This is a genomic window from Acidovorax bellezanensis, assembly GCF_025421555.1.
GTDB lineage: Bacteria > Pseudomonadota > Gammaproteobacteria > Burkholderiales > Burkholderiaceae_C > Comamonas > Comamonas bellezanensis.
Genome location: NZ_JAODYH010000017.1, coordinates 44,320 through 54,172, shown reverse-complemented (window position 1 = coordinate 54,172; position 9,853 = coordinate 44,320). Strand labels below are relative to the sequence as shown.

Genomic DNA, 9,853 nt, shown 5'->3' with positions numbered 1-9,853 from the left:
ATAAAAAAACCTCCCTGCACCGAAGCGCAGGGAGGTGGAGGCTTTTCAGGCGCTGGCCCATGGCCTGGCGCCGGCCTTCAGGCCATCAGAAGTTGTGGCGCACGCCCACGGCGAAGGAGCTGAAATCATCGCCAGCCGCGCCACCGCGGTAGTTGATGTTCGAGCCGTTGTCGAGCTTGGTGTAGTAGCCGTACACCTTGGTGCGCTTGCTCAGGTTGTAGTTGTAACCCAGGGTCCACTGGTTGGCAGCCGTACCGGCCACGTTGCCCACGCCGCTGACCTTGATCTTCTCTGCACGGCCGAAGTTGGCGTGGAATTCGGAAGCACCCATGGTGTACATGGCTGCCAGACGAACGGCGTGACGCTTGGCGTCAGCAGCCGTGCTGTTCAGGTGGTCAGCCTTGACGTACTGGTAGTACGCACCCAAGGTCACAGGACCCATGGCGTAGGAGGCGCGCAGGCCCAGTTGTTGGGCATCGGTAAAGCCGCCGCCACCAAAGACGCCGGTAGCACCAGGATTCTTGGTATAGCCCAGGCCCAGACCCAGAGGACCAGCGCCATAGTTCAAGGCCACGTCGTAGCCGTTGCTGGTACCAGGCACCTTCTCGTGCATGGAAACCGCGCCTTCTGCCGTGAAGCCGCCGAAGGCGGGCAGACGGTAGGCCAGCTTGTTGGTGTCACGCATCACGTACGTGTACAGCATGTCGGCCGACGAACCGGTGTCGTGGTTGTGCATGCTGATGTAGTCAGCCGTGGCGTAGTACGACTCGGAGATGAAGTTACCCAAGCGCAGCATACCGAAGTTGCTGCTCAGGTTCACTTCGCTTTGGCGACCGAAGAAGGGGCCAGCCACGACACCGGTGTCGGAAGCAAAACCGCTTTCCAGCGCGAAACCGGCCTTGAGGCCGCCGCCCAGGTCTTCCGTGCCACGGATGCCCCAACGCGAAGCGTTGTTGAACATACCGGTGACGCTGGCGTCGCCCGACTTCTGGTGTTCCACCGTCGTGTTCACGCGGCCGTAAAGGGTGACGCTGCTTTGGGCCATGGCGGCCGAGGTGCCTGCGAGGGCCAGAGCGGTCAACAATGCGCGTTGGGTCTTGTTCATGGGTTCTCCTAAATGATTTTTCAGTCCAGCCGGTGTAGACAGGGCTGCGGCACTCCGTCTGAGTTGCTCCGCTTGTGACTACTGTAAAAATTCTAGGTGCCTCGGCGCAGAAAAGGTGACATACCCCCCAGATCTGGCCAAGTGTTGATGCTTCTTCACCACACTTTTCAGGATGCAGACCTGTTCTGCACCCTGAAAAACCCCCTGGGCCATGACCCAGGGGCTGCAAGCGGATCAGTCGCCTGCGTAGATGTCGATGTCCTTGGTTTCACGCACGAACAGCGTGCCCACCACGGCCGTCATGCCGGCGATGATGATGGGATACCAGAGGCCGCTGTACATGTTGCCGGTCTGCGCCACGATGGCAAACGACATCGTCGGCAGCAGGCCGCCGAACCAGCCATTGCCGATGTGGTACGGCAGGCTCATCGAGGTGTAGCGGATGCGCGTCGGGAACATCTCGACCAGCATGGCGGCGATGGGACCATAGACCATGGTCACCAGCAACACCAGGTAGGTGAGGATCACGACCATCAGGACCTTGTTCATCTTCTCCGGGTCGGCCTTGGCCGGATAGCCATCCGCCTTGAGCACTTCGGCCACGGCCTTCTTGAACTCCGTATCCTTGACCTTGGCTTCCGCCGGTGGCAGACCCTTGGACGAGAAGCTGGGAATGGACTTCTCGCCGATCTTGATCACCGCGGGTGTGCCAGCGGGCGCATCCACGGCGTCATAGCTGACCGACGCCGAGGCCAGCACCTGCTTGGCCACATCGCAGGAGCTGGTGAACTTGACCGTGCCCGTAGGGTTGAACTGGAACGAACATTCGGCCGGGTCGGCAATGATCACCACCTTGTTCTTGGCCTGGGCCGCTGCCAGATCCGGGTTGGCGGCTTCGGTCAGCGCCTTGAACACCGGGAAGTAGGTCAGCACGGCCAGGATGCAACCCAGCATGATGATGGGCTTGCGTCCGATCTTGTCCGACAGCGTGCCGAACACCACGAAGAATGGGGTCGCGATCAGCAGCGCGGCAGCGATCAGCAGGTTGGCCGTGATCGCATCCACCTTGAGCTGCTGCGTCAGGAAGAACAGCGTATAGAACTGACCCGTGTACCAGACCACGGCCTGGCCGGCCGTCAGGCCGAACAGCGCCAGCAGCACGATCTTGAGGTTCTTCCATTGGCCAAAGGACTCGGCCAGCGGCGCCTTCGACGTCTTGCCTTCAGCCTTCATTTTCTGGAAGGCCGGCGACTCGGACAGCGTCATGCGGATCCAGACCGACACGGCCAGCAGCAAGATGGACACCAGGAAGGGAATGCGCCAGCCCCAGTCCGCGAAGGCGGCTTCGCCCAGCATGGTGCGCACACCCAGAATCACCAGCAGCGACAGGAACAGTCCCAGCGTCGCCGTGGTCTGGATCCACGAAGTGTAGGCACCGCGGCGACCATGCGGCGCATGCTCGGCCACATAGGTTGCGGCACCGCCGTACTCCCCCCCCAGCGCCAGGCCTTGCAGCATGCGCAAAATGATCAGTATCACGGGTGCGGCCACGCCGATCGAGGCATAGGTCGGCAAGATGCCGACGATGAACGTCGACAGGCCCATGATCAGGATGGTGACCAGGAAGGTGTACTTGCGTCCGATCATGTCGCCGAGCCGACCGAACACCAGGGCGCCGAAAGGCCGCACGATGAAGCCGGCAGCAAACGCCAGCAAGGCAAAAATGAAGGCCGAGCCTTCATCCAGGCCGCTGAAGAACTGCTTGGCGATGATGGCTGCGAGCGAGCCATACAGGTAGAAGTCATACCACTCGAAAACCGTTCCGAGGGATGAGGCAAAAATCACTTTGCGCTCTTCTGGCGTCATGGGGCGTGGTGCCACCCCTTTGACACCCACGCCGGGTGAAGCGTTGATGGCCATGCGTTTGTCTCCTGTAAGTTATGGGTACCGCAAATAGCGGTCACCCCCATTCTTGGAGACGGCACTGACCCCTCTCTGACACCAAACCAACCGGAACTTGCACCAAACTGACGCAGTGCTGACATTCCCAGGTCCAACCCGTAGTTGTCTTTTTGGGATGTGGAAAATATAGCCCCCACGCTCCCCACTGCGTGTGGCTCACGCTGGGGGGGAAACCCCCCAGCTGCATTTCATCCCGGGGCGGCCCGGCGATGAAAAATCACGCCCGCAGCGCCCTTCAGTGAGCCAGGCCCGAAGGTGTCTGTGGCAACTGCTCCCAGTGCGCGGCATCAAACCACGGGTCCTGCGCCAGGTAGGCACGCAGCATGGGCAGGCCGTCCAGCCCCCAGAACAGCTTGCCGTCCACTTCCCAGGCCGGCACGCCAAACACGCCGGCCTCGACTGCGGCATCGGTGTTGCCGCGCAGCCAGGCCTTGGCCTGCTCGGCAGCCTGCTCACAGGGGCGCAATTGCTCTGCCAGCAAGGCCTTCAGGGCCTGCAGGCGCGGTGCTTCCAGCGCCCCCTGCCCGCCCTGCCATACATGGCGCAGCACGGCGCCCGCGACAAAGCGGTTGATGCTGCCGTCGTCACTGCATTGCAGCGCCAGCCGCAGCAAAGGCAGGGGGTTGAACGGGTGCTCCGCGGGCATGTCCAGGCCCACGCCCAGCGACTGGCCCAGCCAGTGCACGTGGCGATAAGTCCAGGCGCGCTTGGTCGCAATGCCGGCCGGCCCGGGGTTGCTGTTGCGCTGCAGCAGCGCGCCCAGCAGCACCGGCCGGTACTGCACCGTATAGCTCAGCCCTTCCAGCACTTCAGGCATGCGCTCGAAGGCCAGCCAGGCATAGGGCGAGACAAAATCCAGGTGGAACGTGATGTGTTTCATGCAAGACCTTGGGAATGAACAACTGCCGGCGCCCGGCCGGCCGCGGCGTCAGCCGTGCGCAGCCAGCGCCGGGTGGGGCAGCCCTGCCCGCGCGAGAAGCTCCACCCAGATGGCACGGCGCTGATCGGCATCGGCCTTGCCCCAGGCGCGCAGTTCATCGAGCGTGCGAAAACAGCCCTGGCAATGGCTGCGGTCCGCCGTCATGCGGCACACGCTGATGCAGGGCGACGTGACCACACCGTCGAAGTCCGCGGCAAAACCGCCTTCGGCCGCTACCTGCGCCGCGCGCTGCGCGAGCGCGACAGGAATGTCGATCAGGGGCTTTTCGGCCACGGCGGGGACCGCCACGACCGGAATCTCAGACAGCGTCACAGACACTCGCCTCCCGCTTGGCCAGCAAGGCCTTGGCGACGCGCGACTGCGTGGGGCGGCCGAGGAAATCGCTGATGTACTGGCCGGCATCGATCAATGCATCCAGGTCGATGCCGGTGTCTATGCCCATGCCATGCAGCAGGTAGACCACGTCTTCGGTGGCCACATTGCCGGTCGCGCCCTTGGCGTAGGGGCAGCCGCCCAGGCCCGCCACCGAAGTGTCGTACTGCCACACGCCCATGGAAAGCGCGGCCAGGGTATTGGCCAGCGCCTGCCCGTAGGTGTCGTGGAAATGGCCGGAAATATCGTCCATGGCAAAGTGGGCCAGCGTGGCCTCGATGGCACGCTGCACCTTGAGCGGCGTGCCCACGCCAATCGTGTCGGCCACGCCCACATGCTGCACGCCAATGCCTTTCATCAGCCCGGCCAGATAGCCCACGCGCTCGGGCGCGATCTCGCCTTCATACGGGCAGCCCACGGTGCAGGACATGGCGCCGCGCACGTAGATGCCCGCCGCGCGCGCGGCTTCGACCACGGGCGCAAAACGTTCAATGCTTTCGGCGATGCTGCAATTGATGTTGCGCTGGCTGAAAGCTTCGCTGGCGGCGGCGAAGACCACGATTTCATCGGGACGGCTGGCCAGCGCCGCCTCGAAGCCGCGCAGATTGGGCGTCAGCACCGAGTAGCGCACGCCAGGCTGGCGCGTGATGCCGGCCATGACTTCGCTGTTGTCGGCCATTTGCGGCACCCATTTGGGACTCACAAAGCTCGTGACTTCGATTTCGCGCAGGCCCGCATTCTGCAGGCGGTGCACCAGTTCGATCTTGACGGCGGCCGGCACGGTCTGCTTTTCGTTCTGCAGGCCGTCGCGCGGACCGACGTCCACCAGTTTGACGCGGGAGGGATAGCTCATGGTGTCCATTCCATTGTGTAAATCATTGCAAGCCGCTTCCACCGCGGCCTGCCCCCGATATCCTGTGCCACCGCCCCCTCAAGGACTGCGGCACCGCTGACTCCATTGTCACTGCGGCCGTGCCAGCGTGCTGGCCGCCGCGGCCGAAGGCCATTCCTGGCAGCCCGGCAGCAGTTGCGGCACCACGGCCGCCCAGCCCGTACCGACCGACGCTCCCACGGCCTGCAGCAGCAAGCTGCAGGACAGCATTTGCGGGCGGCCGCCGGACGGCAACGACACGCCGGCCCAGGCCAAGGCCAGACCGGCCGCCGCCGTCAACGCCGAGCGCCCCCAGCGCTGGCGCTGCAGCTGGGTCCAGGCCCACCACAGAGCGCCAGCGGTCGCCAGCGCGCCAGCCGCCATCCACGGCTGCACGCCCCAGTTCGCCAACACCTCCTGCCCCTGCGGCCACAGCGGCAACAGCGCATCCATCGACGGCCGGGCTTCGGGCACGGCCCAGAAATACACCAGGCTGGCCGCCCCCACCAGGGCCAGTACAGCCACCAGCAGCTGCCCCAGGCTGCGCCACAGAAACAGTGGCGCCAGCAGCGCCGCGCCCGCAGCCGCGGCCAGCAGCGAATGCTCGCCCAGCCACATCCAGGCCACGGGGCTGCAGGCCAGCCAACCGCCCAGCAGGGGCCGCAGTTTTCGCCACCTGCGCGACCGTGCTGGGCCTTTACCCGACTTCAACATTCCCGACTTTCCTCACGCACAGCAGCGCCACGCGCTTCCTGCGCACTCCGGACAGACACCCTCAATAGCCGCGCGAGCCTTCCACCAGACCGGTCAGGGGCTCGCCCCGGCCCAGTGCGACCAGCTTGGCCGCGATCTGCGCCAGACTGTCTTCGCGCAGCGTGCGCGCCGAGGTATGCGGCGTGAGCGTGATGCGCGGGTGCGTGCGGAACGCATGGTCCGCGGGCAAGGGCTCGGTGCGAAACACGTCCAGCGTCGCACCCGCGAGATGGCCGGAATCGATCTGGGCAATCAGGTCTTCATCGACCAGATGCGCGCCCCGCGCCACGTTGATCACGTAGCCGCCGGGCTGCAGCCGCGACAAGGTCTTGGCGTTGAGGATGTCGCGCGTGTCGGGCGTGAGCGGCAGCAGGTTGACCAGCACCCGGCTCGCGCCCAGGAAAGCATCAAATTCTTCCGCGCCGCTGTAAGTAGTGACTCCGGGCAGTTGCCGGGGCGAACGGCTCCAGCCGTTGACCGGGAACTCGAAATGCTGGAGCGCCTGGGCCACGCGCTGGCCGAGCACGCCCAGACCCATCACGCCGACCGGAAAATCGCGCCGCACGCGCGGCTTGTAGAAGGTCCATTGGCCACGGGCCATGTCGGACTCATAAACATCCAGCGCGCGGAAATGCCGGACCACGGCCTGGCAGACATATTCGGCCATTTGCACGGCCATGCCCGCATCCTCGATGCGCACCACGGGCACGCCCGGCGGCAGCCGCAGGCGCAGCAGGCCGTCGACGCCCGCGCCGAGGTTGAACATGGCCTTGAGGCCGGCCTGCTCGTCCATGAACTGCTGGGGCGGCGCCCAGACCAGCGCATAGTCGGCCTGGGGGTCGCCCGGCTGCCACACCGACAGCTCAGCGCCAGGGAGGGCAGCACGCAGACCTTCGAGCCAAGGTCCGGGGGTGGTATCGGTACAGCAAAACGTGATTTTCATAGGAGCCAAGCGTACCCCGGGTTTGCCTGCACGCGCAGTAAAAGCCCAGGGTTTTTGCGTCTATGCCAGGGCCAGGCGCAGCAGCTCGGCGCCGTCGCCTACCTGATCGCCGGGCGTGTACAGCAGTTCCTCGACCAGACCGTCGTGCGGTGCCGCGATCGTGTGCTCCATTTTCATGGCCTCCATCACGGCCAGCGCCTGGCCAGCCGTCACGCGGTCGCCGACTTTCACCGCAAACGACACCAGCTTGCCTGGCATGGGCGCCGTCAAGCGTCCGCCTTCGGCGTGGACCTCGCCGGCGTGCGCCAGCTGGTCTATGCAGATCAGCGTCTGCGCGCCGCGCGGCGTGAACACATGGAACTGCTCGCCAAACTGATGCACCTGGGCACGCGTGCGCTGGCCGGCGAACGCCAGATCCAGGCCATCGTCGGCGGCGGAAAACACCAGCGGGCCGCTCACGACGGGCGCATCGCCCTGGGCCGCCAGCGTCAGCGCCAGCGCGCCGCCGGGCAGGTAGCTCAGGCGCGCCTCCACCTGCGCACCGGCGACCAGCCAGGACCAGGGGCGCTGGGTCGTGCCGTGCGACTGCCAGCCGTCGCGTCGGCTGAACGGGTCGGCGCCCTGCTGCGCCTGCTCACGCAGCAGCGCGCTGGCCACGGCCGCGGCCACGGCCAGCGGCAGGCCGACCGGGTCCTGGTGGAACAGGACTGCCTTTTCACGCTCGATCAGCGCCGTGTCCAGCTGGGCCTGGGCAAACGAGGGCGAGCGCAGCACATGGCGCAGGAACTGCACATTGGTCGCCAGGCCCACGATCTGCGTCTGGGCCAGCGCCGCGTCGAGCCGGGCCAGCGCCTGCTCGCGGTTGTCGCCGCGCACGATCAGCTTGGCGATCATCGAGTCGTAGTACGGACTGATGGCATCGCCTTCGCGCACGCCGTCATCGATGCGCACGTCGGCCACGGTGAAGCTGCTGCAGGCCGGCTTGCGGTAGACATGCAGCTTGCCGGTGGCCGGCAGAAACTGGTTGTCGGGGTTTTCGGCGCAGATGCGCGCTTCGATCGCATGGCCGATGATGCGCAGCTCGTCCTGGCGCTTGGGCAGAGGTTCTCCGCTGGCCACGCGCAGCTGCCACTCGACCAGGTCTTCGCCGGTGATGGCTTCGGTGACCGGGTGCTCGACCTGCAGCCGGGTGTTCATCTCCATGAAGAAGAAGTCCATGGCGCCGCCGTCGCGCTGCTCGACGATGAACTCCACCGTGCCCGCACCCACGTAGTTCACGGCGCGCGCCGCGGCCACGGCGGCCGCGCCCATCTCGCTGCGCAAGGCCTCGGTCATGCCCGGAGCCGGCGCTTCTTCCAGCACTTTCTGGTGGCGCCGCTGCACCGAACAGTCGCGCTCGAACAGGTAGACATAGTTGCCCAGCGTGTCGCCAAACACCTGGATTTCGATGTGGCGCGGACGCTGCACGTATTTCTCGATCAGCACGGCGTCATCGCCAAAGCTGTTGATGGCTTCGCGCTTGCAGCTGGCCAGCGCCGCCGCGAAGTCTTCACTCTTGTCCACCGCGCGCATGCCCTTGCCGCCGCCGCCCGCGCTGGCCTTGATCAGCACCGGATAGCCAATGCGGTCGGCTTCGCGCTGCAGATGCTCAGGGGCCTGGTCGACACCGTGGTAGCCCGGCACCAGCGGCACGCCGGCTTGTTCCATCAACTGCTTGGAGCCGGCCTTGAGGCCCATGGACTTGATCGCCGAAGGGGGCGGGCCGATGAACACCAGGCCGGCCTCGGCGCAGGCCTGGGCGAAGTCCTCGTTCTCGCTCAAGAAACCGTAGCCCGGGTGCACGGCCTGGGCGCCCGTGGCCAGGGCCGCGGCCAGAATGCGCTCCCAGCGCAGATAGCTGTCCTTGGGCGCGTTGCCGCCGATGTGCACGGCCTCGTCGCAGGCCGCCACATGCTGGGCATGGGCGTCGGCATCCGAATACACGGCCACCGTGCGAACCCCCATGCGCCGGGCCGTGGCCGCGACGCGGCAGGCGATTTCGCCGCGATTGGCGATCAAAATTTTGCTGAACATGCTGTCTCCTGAATTTCGTTGTATTGCCCCAGTCGCCACCGCCGCGGCGCTGCGGACCTGTTTCTATAGGGGAGCCGCCCCGCCACCCAACCAGCCCCGGATCCTGCGCAGGGCCGCGGCCAGAAAGCGCCACAGCATCCAGGTCAGAACCCACAAGGCGATCACCACGACCACCAGCACCACCGCGAACACCGCCGGGTTGGCCAGCGCCAGCCAGAGCGCGCCCACGGCCGCGCCATCCTCGACCAGGCTTGCGCCGACATTGCTCAAGGGTTCGGGCGAGGTGTTGATCACGGCGCGCGTGGTGGTCTTGGCCACCTGGCTGCTCAAGGCCAGCGTGCCTCCCATCAAGGCGGCCAGCGTGGCCATGGTGGCGCTGTCGGCGCCGAACACGCCCGCGGCCAGCGCCGCGCCCGCCGGCACGCGGATCACGCTGTGCAGCACATCCCAGACCGAATCCACGCCGGGGATCTTGTCGGCGAAGAATTCCACGAACAGCAGGCCGCCGCTGGCGACCAGCAGCACCGGGTGTTCCAGCACATGCAGTCCGCCGGGCAGCGCCACCATGCCGCTCGCGCCCAGCAGACCCACCACGAACACCACGGCGTAGAGGCGAAACCCGCTGGCCCAGCCCAGGGCCGCGGCCAGCGCCATCAGACCGGGCAGGTCCATGCCGCCGGCCACCTGGCCGAACTTGTCCGCGGCCTGGCCCACGGCCTGCCCCACAGGCGCCAGCACCTCGCGGTCGGGGTGCAGGCCCAGGCTGTGCAGCCACTGAGCTATGCTGTTCCAGAAGTTCTGCATGGTCGCTAGGAGATGCGGGACTTCAGTCGC

9 protein-coding genes are annotated in these 9,853 nt (G+C 65.9%); all 9 read right to left on the bottom strand.

What is annotated here, in order from left to right:
- Positions 1 to 85: 85 nt before the first annotated feature.
- Complete coding sequence (locus N0K08_RS21270) at positions 86 to 1,105, bottom strand: porin (RefSeq protein WP_261502420.1); 1,020 nt, start codon at positions 1,103 to 1,105, stop codon at positions 86 to 88.
- A gap of 234 nt (positions 1,106 to 1,339) precedes the next feature.
- On the bottom strand, positions 1,340 to 3,025 hold the full coding sequence (locus tag N0K08_RS21265; protein ID WP_261502419.1) for an MFS transporter: 1,686 nt from the start codon (positions 3,023 to 3,025) through the stop codon (positions 1,340 to 1,342).
- 277 nt (positions 3,026 to 3,302) lie between these two features.
- On the bottom strand, positions 3,303 to 3,947 hold the full coding sequence (locus N0K08_RS21260) for a 2-hydroxychromene-2-carboxylate isomerase (protein WP_261502418.1): 645 nt from the start codon (positions 3,945 to 3,947) through the stop codon (positions 3,303 to 3,305).
- 48 nt (positions 3,948 to 3,995) lie between these two features.
- Entirely contained in the window at positions 3,996 to 4,262 is a 267-nt protein-coding gene (locus N0K08_RS21255; protein ID WP_261502709.1) for a DUF1289 domain-containing protein, read from the bottom strand.
- A gap of 43 nt (positions 4,263 to 4,305) precedes the next feature.
- The gene (locus tag N0K08_RS21250) at positions 4,306 to 5,232 is read right to left on the bottom strand and encodes a hydroxymethylglutaryl-CoA lyase (protein ID WP_261502417.1); all 927 of its coding nucleotides are present in this window, start codon (positions 5,230 to 5,232) and stop codon (positions 4,306 to 4,308) included.
- Between the two features lie 108 nt (positions 5,233 to 5,340).
- Positions 5,341 to 5,877 carry a hypothetical protein gene (locus N0K08_RS21245; RefSeq protein WP_261502416.1) on the bottom strand — a complete coding sequence of 179 codons (537 nt, stop codon included), beginning with the start codon at positions 5,875 to 5,877 and terminating at the stop codon, positions 5,341 to 5,343.
- A gap of 148 nt (positions 5,878 to 6,025) precedes the next feature.
- Positions 6,026 to 6,946 (bottom strand): 2-hydroxyacid dehydrogenase, encoded by a 921-nt coding sequence (locus N0K08_RS21240; RefSeq protein WP_261502415.1) that lies wholly within the window; start codon positions 6,944 to 6,946, stop codon positions 6,026 to 6,028.
- Positions 6,947 to 7,006: 60 nt separating this feature from the next.
- On the bottom strand, positions 7,007 to 9,019 hold the full coding sequence (locus N0K08_RS21235; protein WP_261502414.1) for an acetyl/propionyl/methylcrotonyl-CoA carboxylase subunit alpha: 2,013 nt from the start codon (positions 9,017 to 9,019) through the stop codon (positions 7,007 to 7,009).
- Between the two features lie 63 nt (positions 9,020 to 9,082).
- Positions 9,083 to 9,823 (bottom strand): DUF4126 domain-containing protein, encoded by a 741-nt coding sequence (locus tag N0K08_RS21230; RefSeq protein ID WP_261502413.1) that lies wholly within the window; start codon positions 9,821 to 9,823, stop codon positions 9,083 to 9,085.
- Between the last annotated feature and the right edge of the window lie 30 nt (positions 9,824 to 9,853).